General features: G+C 64.1%; 20 protein-coding genes and 2 tRNA genes. 9 read left to right on the top strand and 13 right to left on the bottom strand.

Features of this window, described 5'->3' with window-relative positions:
- The first annotated feature begins 84 nt into the window (after window positions 1-84).
- Window positions 85-2,205 carry an ATP-dependent helicase gene (locus AWB76_RS20805; RefSeq protein WP_061162027.1) on the top strand — a complete coding sequence of 707 codons (2,121 nt, stop codon included), beginning with the start codon at window positions 85-87 and terminating at the stop codon, window positions 2,203-2,205.
- Here AWB76_RS20805 and AWB76_RS20800 read toward each other — a convergent pair.
- From AWB76_RS20800 to AWB76_RS20775, 6 genes are all read right to left on the bottom strand, one after another.
- Complete coding sequence (locus AWB76_RS20800) at window positions 2,202-2,966, bottom strand: DUF4088 family protein (protein WP_061162026.1); 765 nt, start codon at window positions 2,964-2,966, stop codon at window positions 2,202-2,204. The genes AWB76_RS20805 and AWB76_RS20800 overlap by 4 nt on opposite strands.
- 165 nt (window positions 2,967-3,131) lie before the next feature.
- Window positions 3,132-3,455, bottom strand: coding sequence for a branched-chain amino acid transport AzlD family protein (locus AWB76_RS20795; RefSeq protein WP_061162025.1), 324 nt, complete (start codon window positions 3,453-3,455; stop codon window positions 3,132-3,134).
- The gene (locus tag AWB76_RS20790) at window positions 3,452-4,150 is read right to left on the bottom strand and encodes an AzlC family ABC transporter permease (protein ID WP_082864481.1); all 699 of its coding nucleotides are present in this window, start codon (window positions 4,148-4,150) and stop codon (window positions 3,452-3,454) included. Before AWB76_RS20790 ends, AWB76_RS20795 begins: the two co-directional genes overlap by 4 nt.
- A 141-nt stretch (window positions 4,151-4,291) precedes the next feature.
- Window positions 4,292-5,113 (bottom strand): helix-turn-helix transcriptional regulator, encoded by an 822-nt coding sequence (locus tag AWB76_RS20785; RefSeq protein ID WP_061162023.1) that lies wholly within the window; start codon window positions 5,111-5,113, stop codon window positions 4,292-4,294.
- 74 nt (window positions 5,114-5,187) lie between these two features.
- The gene (locus AWB76_RS20780) at window positions 5,188-5,667 is read right to left on the bottom strand and encodes a CreA family protein (RefSeq protein WP_061162106.1); all 480 of its coding nucleotides are present in this window, start codon (window positions 5,665-5,667) and stop codon (window positions 5,188-5,190) included.
- Between the two features lie 300 nt (window positions 5,668-5,967).
- Window positions 5,968-6,711, bottom strand: coding sequence for a FadR/GntR family transcriptional regulator (locus tag AWB76_RS20775; RefSeq protein ID WP_061162022.1), 744 nt, complete (start codon window positions 6,709-6,711; stop codon window positions 5,968-5,970).
- Between the two features lie 117 nt (window positions 6,712-6,828).
- Here AWB76_RS20775 and AWB76_RS20770 point away from each other — a divergent pair, with 117 nt between their 5' ends.
- The 3 genes from AWB76_RS20770 to AWB76_RS20760 are packed head-to-tail and all read left to right on the top strand — an operon-like array spanning window position 6,829 to window position 9,538.
- Window positions 6,829-7,572 carry a (Fe-S)-binding protein gene (locus AWB76_RS20770; protein WP_061162021.1) on the top strand — a complete coding sequence of 248 codons (744 nt, stop codon included), beginning with the start codon at window positions 6,829-6,831 and terminating at the stop codon, window positions 7,570-7,572.
- Entirely contained in the window at window positions 7,569-8,960 is a 1,392-nt protein-coding gene (locus AWB76_RS20765) for a lactate utilization protein B (protein ID WP_061162020.1), read from the top strand. The genes AWB76_RS20770 and AWB76_RS20765 overlap by 4 nt, the downstream gene beginning before the upstream one ends.
- The gene (locus AWB76_RS20760; protein WP_061162019.1) at window positions 8,957-9,538 is read left to right on the top strand and encodes a LutC/YkgG family protein; all 582 of its coding nucleotides are present in this window, start codon (window positions 8,957-8,959) and stop codon (window positions 9,536-9,538) included. The genes AWB76_RS20765 and AWB76_RS20760 overlap by 4 nt, the downstream gene beginning before the upstream one ends.
- A gap of 80 nt (window positions 9,539-9,618) precedes the next feature.
- Here AWB76_RS20760 and AWB76_RS20755 read toward each other — a convergent pair.
- The 3 genes from AWB76_RS20755 to fdxA all read right to left on the bottom strand — a co-directional run bounded on the left by AWB76_RS20755 (window position 9,619) and on the right by fdxA (window position 10,292).
- Window positions 9,619-9,694, bottom strand: a tRNA-Asn gene (locus AWB76_RS20755).
- Window positions 9,695-9,774: 80 nt separating this feature from the next.
- Window positions 9,775-9,850, bottom strand: a tRNA-Asn gene (locus AWB76_RS20750).
- Between the two features lie 118 nt (window positions 9,851-9,968).
- Entirely contained in the window at window positions 9,969-10,292 is a 324-nt protein-coding gene (gene fdxA, locus AWB76_RS20745) for a ferredoxin FdxA (protein ID WP_061136311.1), read from the bottom strand.
- Window positions 10,293-10,580: 288 nt separating this feature from the next.
- Here fdxA and pncB point away from each other — a divergent pair, with 288 nt between their 5' ends.
- From pncB to AWB76_RS20720, 5 genes are all read left to right on the top strand, one after another.
- Entirely contained in the window at window positions 10,581-11,771 is a 1,191-nt protein-coding gene (gene pncB / locus AWB76_RS20740) for a nicotinate phosphoribosyltransferase (protein ID WP_061162018.1), read from the top strand.
- A gap of 134 nt (window positions 11,772-11,905) precedes the next feature.
- The gene (locus tag AWB76_RS20735; protein ID WP_061162017.1) at window positions 11,906-12,577 is read left to right on the top strand and encodes a LutC/YkgG family protein; all 672 of its coding nucleotides are present in this window, start codon (window positions 11,906-11,908) and stop codon (window positions 12,575-12,577) included.
- 5 nt (window positions 12,578-12,582) lie between these two features.
- Window positions 12,583-13,995 (top strand): sodium:proton antiporter, encoded by a 1,413-nt coding sequence (locus AWB76_RS20730; RefSeq protein WP_061162105.1) that lies wholly within the window; start codon window positions 12,583-12,585, stop codon window positions 13,993-13,995.
- Window positions 13,996-14,004: 9 nt separating this feature from the next.
- A complete protein-coding gene (locus tag AWB76_RS20725; RefSeq protein ID WP_061162016.1) occupies window positions 14,005-14,988 on the top strand; it encodes a 2-hydroxyacid dehydrogenase in 984 nt (327 codons plus the stop codon).
- Window positions 14,985-16,445, top strand: coding sequence for a DNA recombination protein RmuC (locus AWB76_RS20720; RefSeq protein ID WP_061162015.1), 1,461 nt, complete (start codon window positions 14,985-14,987; stop codon window positions 16,443-16,445). The genes AWB76_RS20725 and AWB76_RS20720 overlap by 4 nt, the downstream gene beginning before the upstream one ends.
- On the opposite strand, the gene AWB76_RS20715 is transcribed toward AWB76_RS20720, so the two are convergent.
- The 4 genes from AWB76_RS20715 to mobA form a co-directional block, all read right to left on the bottom strand.
- Entirely contained in the window at window positions 16,446-16,865 is a 420-nt protein-coding gene (locus AWB76_RS20715) for a GNAT family N-acetyltransferase (protein ID WP_061162104.1), read from the bottom strand. It lies immediately after the preceding gene.
- Between the two features lie 56 nt (window positions 16,866-16,921).
- Window positions 16,922-17,197 carry a hypothetical protein gene (locus AWB76_RS20710; protein WP_008342276.1) on the bottom strand — a complete coding sequence of 92 codons (276 nt, stop codon included), beginning with the start codon at window positions 17,195-17,197 and terminating at the stop codon, window positions 16,922-16,924.
- A gap of 63 nt (window positions 17,198-17,260) precedes the next feature.
- The gene (gene moeA, locus AWB76_RS20705) at window positions 17,261-18,565 is read right to left on the bottom strand and encodes a molybdopterin molybdotransferase MoeA (protein ID WP_061162014.1); all 1,305 of its coding nucleotides are present in this window, start codon (window positions 18,563-18,565) and stop codon (window positions 17,261-17,263) included.
- Between the two features lie 108 nt (window positions 18,566-18,673).
- The gene (gene mobA / locus AWB76_RS20700) at window positions 18,674-19,228 is read right to left on the bottom strand and encodes a molybdenum cofactor guanylyltransferase MobA (RefSeq protein ID WP_061162103.1); all 555 of its coding nucleotides are present in this window, start codon (window positions 19,226-19,228) and stop codon (window positions 18,674-18,676) included.
- Window positions 19,229-19,285: the final 57 nt, after the last annotated feature.

Genomic DNA, 19,285 nt, shown 5'->3' with positions numbered 1-19,285 from the left:
AGCCTAGTCGAGCCAAAGACTTGCGCGCGCGGGTTGTATGGATATACAGTATGCGTCACTCATTTCCCGCCGCCTTTTCCTCACGTGCTCACGCTTCCCGACACCGCCGACGAATCCACCACAAAGCAGGTCGCCGACTATCTCGCGAAGCTCAACGAGGCGCAGCGTCAGGCCGTCGAATTCGGCGTCGACGAACCGGGGCGCGCGGGCGGGCCGCTGCTCGTCATCGCGGGCGCGGGCTCGGGCAAGACCAATACGCTGGCGCATCGCGTCGCGCATCTGCTGGTGAAGGGCGCCGATCCGCATCGCATCCTGCTTCTCACGTTTTCGCGCCGCGCCGCGCTCGAAATGACGCGGCGCGTGTCGCGCATCGCGATGAACGCGCTCGGCACGCGCAGCGCCATCGCGCAGGGACTGACGTGGTCGGGCACGTTTCACAGCGTCGGCGCGCGGCTTTTGCGCGATTACGCCGATCTCGTCGGGCTTGCGCCGTCGTTCACGATCAACGATCGCGAAGATTCCGCCGATCTCATGAACCTGGTGCGGCACGAACTGGGTTTGTCGTCGAAGGAGAAGCGCTTTCCCGCCAAATCCACGTGTTTCGCGATCTACTCGCGCGTCGTCAACACGGGCGCGTCACTGGCGACCGTGCTCGATCAGTCGTATCCGTGGTGCCGCGAATGGGAAGCGGACCTGAAGCGTCTTTTCGCCGCCTACGTCAGCGCGAAACAGGCGCAAAGCGTGCTCGACTACGACGACCTGCTGCTCTACTGGTCGCATCTCGCGGCGGAGCCATCGGTGGCGGCGGATCTCGCGAGCCGCTTCGATCACGTGCTCGTCGACGAATATCAGGACACGAACCGCTTGCAGGCGTCCATCCTTTTGTCGATGAAACCGGATGGGCGCGGCCTCACGGTCGTCGGCGACGACGCGCAGTCCATCTACTCGTTTCGCGGCGCGACCGTGCGCAATATCCTCGATTTCCCCGGCCACTTCGATCCGCCCGCCGCGACCGTCACGCTCGATCGCAACTATCGCTCGACCTTGCCGATTCTCGAGGCGTCGAACGCGGTGATCGGGCTCGCGACGGAGCGCTACACGAAGAATCTCTGGACCGACAAGGCATCGGCGCAAAAGCCGCGCGTCGTGTCCGTCGCCGATGAAGCTGATCAGGCGCGCTATGTCGTCGAGAAAGTGCTCGAAGCGCGCGAAGGCGGCATGAAGCTGAAGGCGCAAGCGGTGCTGTTTCGCGCCGCGCATCACAGCGCGACGCTCGAAATCGAACTCACGCGCCGCAACATTCCGTTCGTGAAGTTCGGCGGACTCAAGTTTCTCGATTCCGTCCACGTGAAGGACGTGCTCGCGGTGCTGCGCTGGGCGGAAAATCCGCGCGATCGCGTTGCGGGCTTTCGGGTCGCGCAACTGTTGCCGGGCATCGGGCCGGCGATCGCCGGGCGCTTGCTCGACAGCGTGAGCGCGCCCGACGCGGTTGCGCCGGGCGCGATCGCGTCGTTTCAGGCGCCCGCGCGTGCATCGGAAGACTGGCCGCGTTTCGTCGGCCTGATGGCGAAGCTGTGCGGGCGCGAATCCGGCTGGCCCGCCGAGTTCGAAATGATCCGGCGCTGGTACGAGCCGCATCTGGAGCGCAATCACGAAGACGCGGCGATCCGCATCGGCGACGTGCTGCAGATGGAAAGCATCGCGTCGACGTATCCGACGCGCGAGCGCTTTCTCACCGAACTCACGCTCGATCCGCCCGACGCCACCAGCGACGAATCCGGCGTGCCGATGCTCGACGAGGACTATCTGATTCTCTCGACGATCCATTCGGCGAAGGGCCAGGAATGGCGCAACGTGTTCGTGCTGAACGGCGTCGACGGCTGCATTCCGTCCGATCTCGGCACGGGCAGCGACGAGGAAATCGACGAAGAGCGGCGGCTCTTATACGTCGCGATGACGCGCGCGAAGGAAGATCTGCACATCATCACGCCGCAGCGTTTCTACGTGCACAACCAGACGCATCTGGGCGACCGGCATGTCTGGGCGCAGCGCACGCGCTTCATCCCGCCGCATCTGATGCCAAACTTCGAAGCGGCCGCGTGGCCGCCGGTGATCGCGCCCGCCGCGCCGACGGCAGCGGGGCTGGCGGCGGCCGCGAAAGCGAAGATCGATATCGCGGCGCGCCTGAAGGGCATGTGGGACTAACGTTGCGCGCGCGACGCACGCGGTGCGCGCGGCGACGGCGAAAAGATGCTGCGCAGCCACGCGGCGAAGCGCGTGAAGCCGTCGTAAGGCTCGTCGATGAAAAGCTCGGGCCGCAGCGCGCGCAAGTACTCCAGCACTTGCTGCGCTTCCTGCTTCTGAATCGAGCCATAGACGATGCCGAGCCGCAGCAGGCAACGCAATTCGCCGAGCTTCTCGCGCGCGGTCGACCCGATGCTCGTTTCCACCGAAATCTTGGTTTCGTACACGCGCTGACGCAGCGAATCGGCGAGACGCCACGCGGGCGTCTGCATTTTTTCCTCGACTTCGCGAATGTCCGCCGCCGCCGATTTGATCTGCGAGGCGAGCATGTCGACTTGAGACACATCGCCGTTCGCTTCGGTGACGATCGCCGTCGCCCATTCGCGCGACGCGCGGATCAGATCCTCGGCGGTCCAGTCGGCGCGGATCGCGAACGCGAAGCCGTGCTCCGCCGCCTGACGGATCAGAATTTCGACGACGTCCGGAAACTCCTTGTCGAGCGCGCGCTTCGCCCACGCGTACTGGCCGTGCGTGAGCATGCGCTGCACGGCCTGCTCGGTGAGCGGCGTGTTGTTGTCGAGGAGCTTCGCGCGCAGGTAGTCCTCGAACGACGGCGTGACGAATTGCGGATCCAGCTTCAGCGACAGACGCGTGAACGCTTCGAAATCGCGCTGCAGCGAAGTGATCGTTTCGTCGCGTAACGAAAGGGTGATTTGACGCATGTTGGTTCCCGGTTCCGCTTCCGGATGTCCGGCAGCGGGAAAAGCGTGTGGAACCGTCGCTCGGGACGGAGTCCATTCGTTTCTGTTATCGGCGCGCTTTCCGGGAACTTGAGGATGCTTCGATGCTTTTTGAAAGCCGTTTAACGGCGGATTGATGGAAAACGTTTAGCGCAAAACCGCGAACTGCCACACGAAAAACACGGCGAGCGACACCGCAATCGTCAAAAGCGGCCGTTTCGTGAGCGCGCAAACGATAATCGCGACGATCGCCGCCACGAGCTGCGGATTGCGCCAGGTGATCTCGGCGCCGTTGCCGTGCGGCGAGACGGTCATCGGCACGATGATCGCGGTGAGCACCGTCACCGGCACGAACGAGAGCGCGGTGCGCACGACCGGCGGAAACGGCAGGCGTTCGCCCAGCACGAACACGGCGGCGCGGATCACGAACGTAACCGCCGCCATGCCGAAGATCAGGGTGACGTAGTTCATTGCGTGCGCTCCTTCGCGTTCTTCAGGCGATGTTTCGCCGCTTCCTTCTGCGGACGGTTTTCCATCATCGTCAGCACCATGCCGACCGCGACGCCCACAAACACCGCCGCGAGCAGGCCGAGCTTGTACGGCCAGCCTTGCCACGCGAACGACAGCACGCCCGATGCGAGCGCCGCCGCGACGAAACGCACGGCGACGAGCTGCGGCACGATGATCGCGATGAACGTCGCGACCATCGCGAAGTCGAGGCCGAGCGATTTCAGGCCGGGAAACGCCGCGCCAAACAGCAGGCCGAGCAGCGTCCACAATTGCCAGTTCAGATACATCGCGACGCCGGAGCCGAAGAAGTAATGCGGTCCGATCTCGCCCGGCGCGCGCTTCTGATAGTGCGCGTAAGCGACGGCGAAGACTTCATCGGTGAGCATGCCGGCGAGCGCCCAGCGCCAGCGGCGCGGCAGATGCGCGACGTACGGCGCGAGCGTCGCGGAGTAGAGCACGTGGCGAAGATTGACGACGAGCGTCGTCGCCCAGATAACGGCGAAGCTCGCATGCGACGCGATCAGCCCGACCGCGATGAACTGCGCCGAGCCCGCGAACACGACGAGCGACATCAGCTGGCCATGCCAGAGCGTGAGCGGACTCGCGGTGACGAGCGTGCCGAAAATTACGCCGAAGGGCGCGGCGCCGATCATCATCGGGATGGTGTCGCGGGCGCCGGCGGCGAATTCGCGCAAAGGTGTTGCTTTCAAGATGTCCTCCTATGGAAGCGAGGATACGCAAAACGTCGATGAGAATGCTTGTACGTTCTTGCGCTTTCCCTGATTGACCGGAACGCCTTAACGCCACCGGCCGGGCGGTACGCCGAACGTGCGTTTGAAATGACGCGTGAAGTGACTTTGATCCGTGAAGCCGCTGGCCGCCGCGACATCGGTCACGGAAGCGCCCGCGCGCAATGCCGGCAGCGCGCGCACGATGCGCATCTGATTGCGCCATGCGTGCGGCGCGAGCCCGGTTTCCCGCGTGAAGAGGCGCGCGGCGTGGAAGGTCGAAAGCCCGACCGTCTGCGCGAGTTCGGCGAGCGTGACCGGTTCGAGAAGGTCGTCGGCGAGACGGGATTTCATCGTCGTGACGCGGCGCGCATCGGCGGCGAGGGGCGCGATATCGGGGCGGTCGAGCGCATGGCGGCCGAGCAGCGTCGTGACGGCATCGACGAGCGCCAGTTCCGCGGCGAGCGGGTCGGCGTCGCGCTCCAGCAGCCGATGCGCGATCAGCAGGCGCCGCGCGAGATCGGCGTCGCGGATGATGTCATCGGGGAACCACGGCGACGATTCCGGCCGGCCCGACATGTCCCGCGCGAGATTTTCGACGAACGGCACCGGCAGATAGAACACGCGATAGCGCCAGCCCGCATCGACGGCCCGCGCGCCCGTATGCACTTCGCCGGGATTGATCACCGGCACCGAACCGGCTTCGGCCACGTGATGCGCGCCGCGATAGTCGTAGCACTCCGCGCCCGCTTCGATCACGGGCACCGTGTAGGCGTCGTGCCAGTGCGGCGAGAACTCGTGATCGTAGTATTCGGCCGTGACCATGTCCGCGTCCGGCACGAGCGGCGAGCGCCAGTAGCGCGCGGCATTGCGGAAACGGTCGGCGTGCATGGTCGGGCGAATCTGAGATGGACGTAATCGACTAGTTTACAACTTTGCCTCGCGCCGGGCCGGACAGTTGCGCGTCACTTCACCGGTATGGTCGTGCTTTCGGGCACGGGCACCGCCGTCACGCTGTTTTTCGGACTGCCGGTCGCGATACGGTCGCTGTACGTGAGATAGACGAGCGTATTGCGTTTCGCATCGACGATGCGCACCACATGCAAGGTCTTGAAGATAAAGGACATGCCCGCGGAGAAGACATCGGTTTTCTGCTTGAGCGGCGCGGCGATCTTGATCGGCCCGACCTGGCGGCAGGCGATCGACGCTTCCGTCGGATCTTCGGCGATGCCCAGCGTGCCCTTCACGCCGCCCGTGCGCGCGCGGGACACGTAGCAGGTGACGCCCTGGACGAGCGGATCGTCGTACGCATCGACGGTCACGCGATCCGAGCCGGTGAAGCGGAAATTCGTGTTGACGCTGGCGATTTCCTCCGCGTGCGCGAGTCCCGCGCCGGAGAAGAGAGCGAGCGATGCAGCGAGCGCGAGGACGGAGCGGTTCATCATCGTCATCCTTCGGAAAAGAGAAAGGGCGTCGTATTGTATCGACGCCCTTGGCTCTTCGACGCATCTCGTGTCCGCATGCAATCAATGGAAGATCAGATAAAGAATCACCAACACGATGACCGGCACGCCAAGCAACCATCCGAGCAGATAAGGCATGGTGTTCTCCTTCGCATGTTGTTTTCGACGATTCCAGTATCGCGAGGAAGAGCGTGCCGCGTTAGCCGTGCGTGTCCGAAAGCTGTGTAGGCGAAGTCCTATCATCACTTTCTTGAGGCTTACAGATTCGTAATGTGATAAGACTCACGCGACCTTGTTTTTCTTCGCCGGACGATCGAGATACAGCGTGCGCACATAGTCGAGATGCGCACCCGCGCACTCGCGCGCCCGCGCCGGATCGCGCGCGACGATCGCATCGAAGATCGCCCGATGCTGCGTCATCAGGTTCGCTTCGACTTCGTCGTCGTAGTCGACGAGACGGTGCGACGTGAGCATCGATTCGCGCACCAGTTCGTTGAGGCCGTGCATCACGTGCGCAAGCGCGACGTTGTGCGTCGCGTCCGCAATCGCCAAATGGAACGCCGCATCCTTCTCCGCGATGCGCGTGCTTTTCTCGGCGACGGCGGTTTGCAGCGCATCGAACGCGGCGGCGATGCGCGCGAGGTCGGCGTCGGTGGCGCGCTCGGCGGCGTAGGCGGTCGAGAGCGTTTCGAGGCCGTGACGCAATTCGAGGACATCGGCGCTTGCGTTCGGCTGTTCTTCGAGCAGCGCGGCAAGCGGATGCGACACCAACGGCGCCGTCACATCCGATACGACGAAACCGCCGCGTCCGGCGGCCCGAATGAAGCCGTCCGATTCCAGCCGGATCAGCGCCTCGCGCAGCGACGGGCGCGACACGTTCAACTGCTCGGCCAGATCGCGCTCGGCGGGCAGACGCTGACCGGGCAGCAGCGCGCCGTTCGAGATCAGTTCCCGAATCTGCCCGGATACGACATCGGAGAGACGCACGCGGGCGTAGGAATGCGCATGGACGGGCTGAAAAGTCATCGGTCAACGTAAATACGAAGTGAAAGCCTGGGAATGCCCGAGTTTGACACGAAAGGGGCATCTCATTAAAGTCTTGGTCAGACCAAGCTTACCAAATCTCCCCGCACTCGGATCGTCATGAAAGTTGCCTTGTTCGTTCCCTGTTTCATCGACGCGTTTTATCCGCAGATCGGCATCGCCACGCTCGAATTGCTCGAACGGCTGGGCGTGGACGTCGACTATCCGCAGGATCAGACGTGCTGCGGCCAGCCGATGGCCAATAGCGGCGCGCACAAGGACGCCGCCGGCGCCGAGCGCGTGTTCGCCCGCAATTTCGCCGACTACGATTACGTCGTCGGACCGTCGGCGAGTTGCACGCATCACGTGCGCGAGCATTTCACCGCGATCGAGCAGACGAGCGCCGTGCAGAAAGTACGGCGCAATACGTATGAACTCGTCGAATTTCTGCACGACGTGCTGAACGTGCGCGAATTTCCGTGGGCCGAATTTCCGCATCGCGTCGGGCTGCACAACAGTTGCAGCGCGGTGCGGCATCTGCGCGAAACGTCGAATTCGGAAGTGGCGGGCACGCCGTTTTCGAAGCCGCGCGCGTTGCTCGAAGGCGTGAAGGGCATCGAGTTCGTTGCGCCCGCGCGTCCCGACGAATGCTGCGGCTTCGGCGGCACGTTCTCGGTGACGGAAGAAGCCGTTTCCGTGCGCATGGGGCAGGACAAGGTGCGCGATCACGTCAGCGCGGGCGCGGAGTACATCGTGTCGGGCGACATGTCGTGTCTCATGCATCAGCAAGGCTGCGCCGAGCGCATGAAAGTCGAGGCGAAATTCATCCACATCGCGCAGGTTCTGAATGGAGCGCGCGCATGAGCAAGAGCGGACGGATCGATCACGCGAAGGCCGCCGGCGCGTTCCTGCAGAAGACGGATCACGTCGCATTCCACGACAAACGCCTGTGGGACTTGCGCAGCAAGCGCGACGCGCAGGCGCACGGCATCCCGGAATGGGAGACGATGCGCAATCTCGCGTCGGCGATCAAGGAACACACGCTGTCCAATCTCGCCGATTACATCGCGCAGTTCGTCGATCAGGCCGAGAAGAACGGCGTCGTCGTGCATTTCGCGGCGAACGCGGAGGAGCACAACGCACTCGTCCACACGCTGATGAGCGAGCGCGGCATGACATCGCTCGTGAAGAGCAAGTCGATGCTCACCGACGAGTGCTACATGCGCGACTATCTCGAGCCGCGCGGCATCACGGTGATGGAAACCGATCTCGGCGAGCGCATTCAGCAACTCGATCATCAGGACCCCAGCCACATGGTCGTGCCCGCCGTGCATAAGCTGCGCGCGGACGTGGCCGAACTGTTCGGCAAGACCATCGGCACCGATCCGAAGAACAGCGACATCCACTATCTCGCCGAAAGCCAGCGCATGAACACGCGGCCGTATTTCGTGCGCGAGAAGACGGCGGGCATGACCGGCTGCAACTTCGCGGTCGCGGAGACGGGCACGGTCGTCGTCTGCACGAACGAGGGCAACGCGGATTTGTCGGCGAACGTGCCGCCGCTGCATATCGCGTCGATCGGCATCGAGAAGATCATTCCGTCGATCGCCGATCTCGGCGTCTTCGTGCGCATGCTGTCGAGAAGCGCGCTCGGCTCGCCGATCACGCAGTACACGTCGCACTTTCGCGCGCCGCGCCCCGGCACGGAGATGCACTTCATCCTCGTCGATAACGGCCGTTCCGAACGGCTCGCGATGGACGATTTCTGGTACTCGCTCAAGTGCATTCGCTGCGGCGCGTGCATGAATACGTGTCCGGTGTATCGGAGAAGCGGCGGGCTGTCTTATGGCGGCACGTATTCCGGTCCGATCGGCGCGATCATCAATCCGACGCACGACCTGAAGCGCTACAGCGCGCTGCCCTTCGCCTCGACGATGAACGGCAGTTGCACGAACGTGTGTCCGGTGAAGGTGAACATCCACGAGCAGATTTACAAGTGGCGCGAAGTGATCGCCGAAAAGCACGAAGTGCCGTTCGTGAAGCAGGAAGTCCTGAAGATGGCAGGGCGTCTGCTCGCGAGCCCGACGCTGTATCGCGCGACGGTCGCATCGCTCGGCGGCGCGTTGAAGCGTCTGCCGAACTTCGTGCTCTACAACCCGCTCAACATCTGGGGACGCGGACGGGATCTGCCCGAAGCGCCCGCCGAGACTTTTCACGAGTGGTACAAAAAGAACCGGAAGCACGATCAATGACGACTCGCGAAGCTTTTCTGTCGAAGATCCGCGCGGCGCAGCCCGCATCGCGCCCGCGCCCCGACGTGCCCGTGTTCCCGGCGCCCGAAGGCGAGTTGAAGGCGCGCTTCACGGCCGCGCTGACCGCGATGGGCGGCACATGCGTCGAAGCGGCCGGCCTGAGCGACGTGAATGCGCTGATCGCGTCGCGCTTCGCCGATGCGAAGGTGATCGCATCGGCGGTGCCGGGCGTCGACGGCACGCGGCCGCTTTCATCCGATACCGTGCCGGCATCGCTTCAGGATGTCGACGTGGGCATCGTGAGAGGGCGCTTCGGCGTCGCGGAAACGGGCTCGGTGTGGTTCAGCGAACAGGAGTACGTCGTGAATGCGGTCGGCTATCTGTCGCAGCATCTCGTCGTGCTGCTCGATCCCGCGTTGCTCGTCGAAGGCTTGCAGCAGGTGTATCGACGCGACGATTTCAAATCGGCGCGCTATGCGGTGCTCGTGACGGGACCGTCGGCGACGGCGGATATCGAAGGCGTGCTGATTCGCGGCGCGCAGGGCGTGCGCTCGCTGACCGTGGTGTGGGTTGCGTGAAGCGCCAGTGGCGGAGCGAGAAGGGCGCGCGCAAAAACGAAAAGCCCAGTCATGTGACTGGGCTTTTCGACTGAAGCTTTTGGCTCCCCGACCTGGGCTCGAACCAGGGACCTACGGATTAACAGTCCGGCGCTCTACCGACTGAGCTATCGGGGAACAACTGATACATCTGCAACTGAGATAAAAAACCCAGCCGATTGACTGGGTTCTTTTGAAACCGACGTGCTGGAGTTTTTTGGCTCCCCGACCTGGGCTCGAACCAGGGACCTACGGATTAACAGTCCGGCGCTCTACCGACTGAGCTATCGGGGAACATCTACAGCAGAGAAGCGAAATTATAGGGGGCTGTTTCTAGCCTGTCAACGCTCAATCTTCATTCGATACGCATTTTTGCGATCAAAAACGAAGCGTGCGTTCCGGCGCTCCCGAATCAACGCTCGAGCAGGTTCAGCTTTTCCTTCACGTCCTTGAACTCGTCCGCCTCGGGCAGCGAGCCCTTGGTCTTCGTGATGCTCGGCCAGTTGCGCGCGAGCTCAGCGTTCAGTTCGGTGAAGTGTTGCTGGTCCCCGGGCACATCTTCTTCGGCGTAGATCGCGTTCACCGGGCATTCGGCTACGCACACGGCGCAGTCGATGCATTCGTCGGGATCGATCGCGAGAAAGTTGGGACCTTCGCGGAAGCAATCCACCGGGCACACGTCCACGCAATCGGTGTACTTGCACTTGATGCAGCTTTCGGTCACAACGTGAGTCATTCAGGCTCCTGCATACGGAATTCGTGGGGGCGGCGCCCTGGCGGCTGCATAGGCCGGGAGGTGCGCTTGCCAAAACGCATATTGTAGCGTAACGGTAAAAACGGGCGCGCGCCGTGCGAAGCGCGCTTTATATCGATTCGTGATTTATGTATGCGTGCCGAAGCGATACGCCGGGCATGCGTCATGTCATCTCACACATTCGGGTAACATGGCCCTAAAGGCATAAGGCCGCGCGCGGGCAAGAGCTCGAGCGCGCGGCCACTTCGCGTGGATGTTCCAGCCAGAACCATGATCATCAATTCGCTGCTCGATACCGACCTCTACAAGTTCACGATGATGCAGGTCGTCCTGCATCACTTTCCCGCTGCGCATGTCGAATACCGCTTTCGCTGCCGCACGCCGAACGTCGATCTCGTCCCGTACATCGACGAAATTCGCGACGAGGTGCGCCAGCTCTGCAATCTGCGCTTCAAGGAAGAGGAACTGGATTATCTGCGGCGCATGCGCTTCATCAAGAGCGACTTCATCGACTTCCTCGCGCTCTTCCATCTGAACGAGAAGTCCATCCGCATTGCGCCGTCGCCGAAGAAGAACGGCGAGATCGACATCGAAATCGAAGGGCCGTGGCTGCACACGATTCTCTTTGAGATTCCGGTGCTCGCGATCGTCAACGAAGTCTATTTTCGCAACACGCAGCGCAAGCCCGAATACGAAATCGGTCGCGAACGTCTGCGCGACAAGATCAAGCTGCTCGCCACGCCGCCCGAATATTCCGACTGCAAGATCGCCGACTACGGCACGCGCCGGCGTTTTTCGGGGCAGTGGCACGAGGAAGTCGTGCTGACGCTGAAGGACAAGCTCGGCGCGCAGTTCGCCGGCACGAGCAACTGCTTCTACGCGATGAAGCACGGCTTGCGGCCCCTCGGCACGATGGCGCACGAGTACTTGCAGGCATGTCAGGCGCTGGGCCCGCGTCTGCGCGATTCGCAGATCTTCGGCTTCGAGATGTGGGCGAAGGAATATCGCGGCGACCTCGGGATCGCGCTGTCGGACGTCTACGGCATGAAGGCGTTCCTGCGCGACTTCGACATGTATTTCTGCAAGCTCTTCGACGGCGCGCGCCACGATTCCGGCGATCCGTTCGACTGGGGCGAGCGCCTCATCCGGCATTACGAGGAAAACCGCTGCGATCCGCGCACGAAAGTGCTCGTGTTCTCCGACGCGCTCGATATCCCCAAAGTCCTGCAACTCTACGAGCGTTTTCGCGGGCGCTGTCAGCTCGCGTTCGGCGTCGGCACGAATCTCACCAACGATCTCGGCTATCAGCCGTTGCAGATCGTCGTCAAGATGGTTCGCTGCAACGGTCAGCCGGTCGCGAAACTCTCGGATTCCCCCGGCAAGAACATGTGCGACGACAAGGCGTATCTCGCCTATCTGCGTCAGGTATTCGGCATCGAGCAGCCTGTCGGCGACGACTGAGCGCGGCGCATTCGTGCACCCGGCCTATGTCGTCCGGCCGAGGTTCGCGCGTATAGGCCGCTCGCTATAATTCGAACGCGTCGTCGATCAATGCGGCGCACGAATCTCAAGCATGCCAACACGAGGACGGCACCATGGATACATCGGCCGCGCGCCGCAATATTCTCGCGCGCATTCGCAGCGCGCAGGGCCGTCGCGGCGAAGCGACCGACGCGGAGCGCGCCGCTGCGCACGATTACGTGGAGCGTCATCCGGCAGGTCCGCGTCCGCCGTTGCCTCAGACACGCGATGAGCTGATCGCGCGCTTCAGACTCGAAGCCGAGCGTCTTTCCACTACGGTCGCCGAAGTCGAATCGCTCGACGCTGCGCCTGCCGAAGCCGCGCGCTATCTCCAGTCCCTGAATCTTCCCGCCGATGCCGTCGCGTGGCCCGCGCTCGCTCAATTGCGCTGGGCCGAAGCGGGCATTCAGGCCGCTTTTCGCAAGCCCGCCGACGCCGATCTCGTCGGCATCACCGGCTGCTTTTGCGCCACGGCCGAAACCGGTTCGCTCGTGCTGCTGTCGGGCGCCGAGACGCCCGCATCCGGCGCGCTGCTGCCGCAGACGCACATCGCGATCGTGCCGGCTTCGCGTATCGTCGCCGCGCATGAGGATGCGTTCGCGTTGATGCGCGCGGAGCGGGGCGAGCTGCCGCGCGCGGTCAACTTCGTGTCGGGACCTTCTCGCACCGGCGATATCGAACAGACCATCGTGCTCGGCGCGCATGGGCCGTATCGCGTGCATGTGATCGTCGTGCGCGGAGCGTGAGTCCGATGCGTCGACTGTTTTACTGCGCGATGTGCGCCATGCCGGCGCTGATCGCCACGCCGGCCGCCGCCGCGACGCTCGACGGCGCGAAGCTTTCGGCCACCTGGGGCATTCCGTTCGTCGGCATTCTGCTTTCCATCGCGGTGTTTCCGCTCGTCGCGCCGAAGGTCTGGCATCACCATTTCGGCAAGATCGCGGCGGCATGGGCCGTCGCGTTTCTCGCGCCGTTCGCGCTCGCCTTCGGATTCGGCACGGCGGCCAGCGTGCTGGTCCACGCGATGCTCGAAGAGTACGTGCCGTTCATCATCCTGCTGGCGGCGCTTTATACCGTCGCGGGCGGCATCTGTGTGCGCGGCAATCTGCACGGCTCGGCGCGGCTCAATACCGGACTGCTCGCGCTCGGCACGGCGCTCGCGAGCGTCATGGGCACGACGGGCGCGGCCATGCTGCTGATCCGTCCGCTTCTGCGCGCGAACGACAACCGCAAGCACGTGGTGCATGTCGTTGTGTTCTTTATCTTTCTCGTCGCGAATGCGGGCGGTTCGCTCACGCCGCTCGGCGATCCGCCGCTCTTCCTCGGCTTTCTGAACGGCGTCGGCTTCTTCTGGACGACGGTGCATCTCGCGCTGCCGATGCTCTTCGTCTGCGCCGTGCTCCTCGCGGTGTTCTACGCGATCGACAGCTTCTACTGGCGCAGGCACGACGCGCGTTCCGCGTTTCTCGACCCGACGCCCGATACGCCGCCATTAGGCATCGACGGCAAGATCAATTTCGCGTTGCTCGCGGCGATCGTCGTGCTCGTGCTGATGAGCGGTGTCTGGAAACCCGGCATCGCGTTCGACGTGTTCGGCACGCATGTCCAGTTGCAAAACCTCGTGCGCGACGTGCTGCTCGTCGCCGTGCTGCTGGCTTCGCTCGCGCTCACGCCGAAGAGCGCGCGCGCGGGCAATGCGTTCGACTGGGCGCCCATCGAGGAAGTCGCGAAGCTCTTCGCGGCCATCTTCATCACGATCGCGCCCGTCATCACGATCCTGCGCGCGGGCGAGGCGGGCGCGTTCGCGGGCATCGTGCACGCGGTGTCGAATGCGCAGGGCAAGCCTGTCGACATCGCCTATTTCTGGGCGACGGGTCTACTGTCATCGTTTCTCGACAACGCGCCGACCTATCTCGTCTTCTTCAATCTCGCGGGCGGCGATGCCCGCACGCTCATGACCACGGACGCCACGACGCTCGCCGCCATTTCGGCGGGCGCGGTCTTCATGGGCGCGAATACGTATATCGGCAATGCGCCGAATTTCATGGTGAAGGCGATCGCCGAATCGCGCGGCGTGCGCATGCCGAGTTTCTTCGGCTTCATCGCGTGGTCGGGTGCGATCCTTCTGCCGCTTTTCGCCATTCTGGGCTGGCTATTTTTCTAGGAGCAATCGATGAAGAAGAAAGTGCTGGTGGCGCGTCCCACCTTTCCCGATGTGATCGAGCGCCTGAAGCAGCATTTCGATGTCGATGTGAACCTCGGCGACGTGCTCCCGCAGGAAGAATTCGCACGCCGTCTCGCCGACAAGGACGGTGCGTTCACGGCCGGCGAGCGGGTCGGAGAGCAGGAACTGGCGGGCGCGCCGAACCTGAAGGTCGTCGCGAACATGGCGGTCGGCTACAACAACTTCGACATGCACGCGTTCGACGCGCACAAGGTGCTCGGCACCAACACGCCCAACGTGCTGAACGAAACCACGGCGGATTTCGGCTGGGCGCTGATGATGGCGGCGGCGCGGCGCGTCACCGAGTCCGAGCACTATCTGCGCGCGGGCAAGTGGCAGAAGTGGTCCTTCGACTCGTTCCTCGGCGCCGACGTGTACGGCTCGACGCTCGGCGTGATCGGCATGGGACGCATCGGGCAGGCGCTCGCGCGGCGGGCGGCCGGCTTCAACATGCGCGTGATGTATCACAACCGTTCGCGCGTCGCGCCGGAGATCGAGCGCGAGCTGAACGCCGAGTACGCGTCGAAGGAAGATCTGCTCAAGCGCGCGGATCATGTCGTACTCGTCGTGCCTTACGCGAAGGAGAGCCATCACACGATCGGCGCGGCCGAGCTCGCACTCATGAAGCCGACGGCGACGCTCACGAATATCGCGCGCGGCGGCATCGTCGACGATGCGGCGTTGATCGCGGCGTTGCGCGAGAAGCGCATCGCGGCGGCGGGCGTCGACGTGTTCGAAGGCGAGCCGGACTTCAACCCGGATTTCCTGCTGCTGGACAATGTCGTGCTGACGCCGCACATCGCGAGCGCGACCGAGGGCACGCGCCGCGCGATGGCCAATCTCGCGGCCGACAATCTCATCGCCGCGCTGGGCGAAGGCCCGCGCGCCGGGAATCCGCCGAACCCGATCAATCCGGACGTACTGAAGACATGATGGAACTGCTGGTTGGCGCGATCGCCGTGCTGGCGATCGCGCTCGTGGTGTCGCTCATCGCGCTCGTCATGACGATGCGGCGCAGTTCGAACGCGGTCATCTTCGACGAGTTCGAAGCGCTCACCGATCGCGTCAACGACATGGGCGAGGCGCACGCGCGCGCGCAGGAGCGGCTCGAACGCGGCTTGCGCGGCGATATCGCGGAAAACGCGCGCGTGTCGCGCATGGAATCGCAAAGCGGTTTCGCGCAATTCCATCAGACGCTTTCGACGCAACTGGCGAACACGTCGAACGTGCAGAACGCGCAATTCGATGCGCTCGCGCAGCAACTCGCGCAACAGAGTCAGCAGGCGCGCGAGGATCAGGGCAACGCGCTGAAGCGTTTCGCCGATTCCATGTCGCTGCATCTCGCGCAGCTTTCCGAAGCGAACGAGCGACGGCTCGGGGAAGTCCGAGCGACGCTCGAAACGCGTCTGAAGGACATCGAAGCAAATAACTCGACGAAGCTCGAAGAAATGCGCCGCACCGTCGACGAAAAGCTGCACGCGACGCTCGAGCAGCGGCTCGGCGAGTCGTTCAAGCTCGTGTCCGACAGGCTGGAGCAGGTGCATCGCGGGCTCGGCGAGATGCAGACGCTTGCGGCGGGCGTCGGCGATCTGAAGAAAGTGCTGACCAATGTCAAGACGCGCGGCATCTGGGGCGAAGTGCAGCTCGAAGCGCTGCTGGAACAGTTGCTCACGCCGGATCAATACGCGAAGAATGTCGCGACCATTCCGAAGAGCAACGAGCGCGTCGAGTTCGCGATCAGGCTGCCTGGCCGTCACGACGCGCCGGGTGCGCCGGGCGATGCGGCGACGCCGGTGTGGCTGCCCATCGATGCCAAGTTTCCGCGCGAGGACTATGAGCGTCTCATCGACGCGCAGGAACGCGCGGACCTGGCCGGCGTCGAGGACGCGTCGCGCGCGCTCGAAGGGCGTTTGCGCGCCGAGGCGAAGTCGATCGCGCAGAAGTACGTGGCGCCTCCGCACACCACGGACTTCGCGCTGCTCTTCCTGCCGACCGAAGGCCTTTACGCGGAAGTGTTGCGCCGCCCGGGTTTGACCGATTCGTTGCAGCGTGACTATCGCGTGACCGTCGCCGGGCCGACCACGCTGACCGCGCTCCTCAACAGCCTGCAGATGGGTTTCCGGACGCTGGCCATCGAGAAACGTTCGAGCGAAGTGTGGCAGGTGCTCGGCGCGGTGAAGACGGAGTTCGGCAAGTTCGGCGACGTGCTGGCCAAAACCAAGTCGCAGCTCGAAACAGTCACGCGTTCGATCGAAATGGCGCAGACCCGCACGCGGCAGATGGGCAAGCGCCTGCGGGATGTCGAGGCGTTGCCGGGAGAACAGGCGGCGGGGTTGCTGGGCGACGCGTTCGGCGATGCGTCATCGCCCGAAGGCGACGACGAGCCTTGATTACGAGGCGAGCCGTTCGAGCGGTTCGCCCGTCACGCGCACGATGCGCCAGTCGGGCAGCACCGTTGCGCCCATCTTTTCGTAGAAGTCGATGGCGTTCTGATTCCAGTCGAGCACCGACCACTCGAACCGGCCGCACTGGCGCTCGACCGCGAGTGCGGCGAGCTTCTTCAGCATCAGCGTGCCGAGACCGCTGCCGCGCATCGACGGGCGCACGTACAGGTCTTCGAGATAGAGACCGCGCTTGCCGAGGAAGGTCGAGAAGTTCTGGAAGAAGAGCGCGTAGCTGACGATTTCGCCGTCTTGCTCCGCGACGAGCGCTTCGGCGGCCGGACGCGCGCCGAAAAGCGCATCGTGCACGCCTTGCTCCGTCGCGATGAACAGATGCGTCAGCTTCTCGAACTCCGCCAGCTCGTACATCAGGCCGAAGATCGCGGCGATGTCGGCGGGCGTCGCCGCGCGAATGATCGGGGCGCTCACGCTTCCTCCGGCGCGTCGGACAACACGATTTCGATGCCGCCGAAGCGCGACGCCACCCAGTTGTACGCGTGGCATGCGATCCACAGCAGGATGAAACCGAGGATCGCGTTCAGCAGCAGCGCGCTCGTGACGGTGCTCACTTCCACCGAGCCGTATCGCACGAACGCAACCACGACGCCGAGCAGCACGATGGGCACGCTGAAGGTCAGGTACACGAGGATCAGCGCCTTGGCGGTCTGTCCCGGTGCGATAAATGAAATCTGCTTTTTCATGGAAGGAAGCCCCGTCTATCGATGTAGGAATGGTGTTGCTGGCGACGCCCGGCGCTGCGTCAGTCAGATCAGGCCGTCGAACGGCACGATCTCGACTTCGTCGCCCGCGTCGATGTCGCCGCGCGCGTGCTCGAGCACGATGAAGCAGTTCGCTTCGCTCATCGAACTCAGCACGCCGGAACCCTGCGGACCGGTGGTGACGACGCGAAAGCGGCCATCGTCGTCGCGCGTGGCGATGCCGCGCTGAAACTCGGTGCGGCCCGCGCGCTTTTTCATCGGCTCGGCGGCGGCCGCGCGGATGACCGTGAGCGGCTGGCGCGTCGCGCCGGACATCGCGAGCAGCGCCTCGCGCACGATGAAGTAAAACGTCGCCATCACGGCGACCGGATTGCCCGGCAAGCCGAAGAAGAGCGCCGGCTTGCCCGTGCCCGCGCGCTCGCCGGACCACAGGCGGCCGAACGCGAGCGGACGGCCCGGGCGCATCGCGATCTTCCAGAAGGCGACGTCGCCCAGCGAATTCATCAGCTCGCGCGTGAAGTCCGCATCGCCGACCGATACGCCGCCCGAGCTGATCACGACATCGGCGCTTGCCGTTGCGTGACGCAGCGCTTTTTCGAGCGACGCGCGATCGTCGCGCACGATGCCGAGATCGACGGTTTCGACGCCGAGCCGCTTGAGCATCGCGAAGAGCGTGTAGCGATTGCTGTCGTAGAGGCTGCCGGGACTGAGCGTTTCGCCGACCGAGCGCAGTTCGTCGCCGGTCGAGAAGAACGCGACGGTGAGGCGCTTGCGCACCGGCACTTCGCCGATGCCGAGCGACGCGAGCAAACCGAGATCCGATGCGCGCACGACGCGCCCCGCGAACAGCGCCGGCTTGCCCTTCGCGAGATCCTCGCCCGACAGGCGGCGGTTCTGGCCGGCGCGGACCGACGCCGATGAAAAACGGATTGCATCGCCGTCACGCGTAACGAGCTCTTGCGGCACGACCGTATCGCAGCCTGGCGGAAGGAGCGCGCCCGTCATGATGCGCACGCATTGATCGGCGCCCGGCGTGCTTTCGAAAGGCCGCCCGGCGAGCGCCGTGCCCGCGACGGATAAGCCGACCCTGTCGCCGCCGCGCGCGAGCACTTCGCCGGCGAACGCGTAGCCATCCATTGCGGAATTGTCGTAGGCGGGCACGTCGATGGGCGAGACCACGTCCTCGGCGAGCACGCGGCCGAGTGCATCGTGCAGGCTCACACGCTCGACCTGAACGTCCCGCGCGCGCGGCATGGCCCACTGACGCACGATGTCCTGCGCGGCTTCAACGGGCAGCGCGTTGGGATCGTAGTGGGCGACGCAGGCGGAAAATTCCTTGGACGTGGTCATGAATCGGCGTGGATCGCGGCCGGGGTCCGGCGAAGAAGCAGCCACGAGGCCGCGCGGTGGTTGAACGCCCGCAAACGCGGATGTGAGCGAACGGTCGGATTGGACGAGTCAGCGGCGTTCCAGCTCGGCCAGCTGCTGTAAATCGTTGATATTGTAAAACGCGCGTTCATCATGAAATTGCACTTCGACCGCCTTGTGGCGCGCGTACCACGCGCGGACCTTGCGCTCGCCCGCGTCGAGCCAGGCGTCGAGATCGTCGGCGAGCGAGGTCCGCATGAGCGCAAAAACGGGATGCGCCATGACTTCGCCCGAGACGTCGATTGTTGCTGCGTACGCAACATCGGCGCCGTGGATGTCGAGCGCCTGCATCAGCGCCGCGCCGATGTGTTCATCGACGAAAGGGGCGTCGCAGGGCGCGGTCAGCACGAATCCGGTGGTGGCGGCGCGCAGCCCGGCGGCGATGCCGGCGAGCGGTCCGGGAAAATCCGCGCGCGTGTCCATGATGACGCGCGCTACGAACGCAGCGCCGAGCCGTTCGTAGTCTTCGATGGAACGGTTCGCGCTGATCAGAAGCGCGCCCGCCTGAGGCGCGATGCGCCGCATCACGTGCAATGCGAGCGGTTCGCCTCGAAACGGCTGCAAGCCTTTGTCGATGCCGCCCATGCGCGAGCCGCGTCCGCCCGCGAGCACGAGCGCCGTCACACTGGACGATGGATGAAG

The organism is Caballeronia temeraria, from assembly GCF_001544795.2.
Lineage (GTDB): Bacteria > Pseudomonadota > Gammaproteobacteria > Burkholderiales > Burkholderiaceae > Caballeronia > Caballeronia temeraria.
This window is presented reverse-complemented; position numbering and strand designations above follow the sequence as displayed.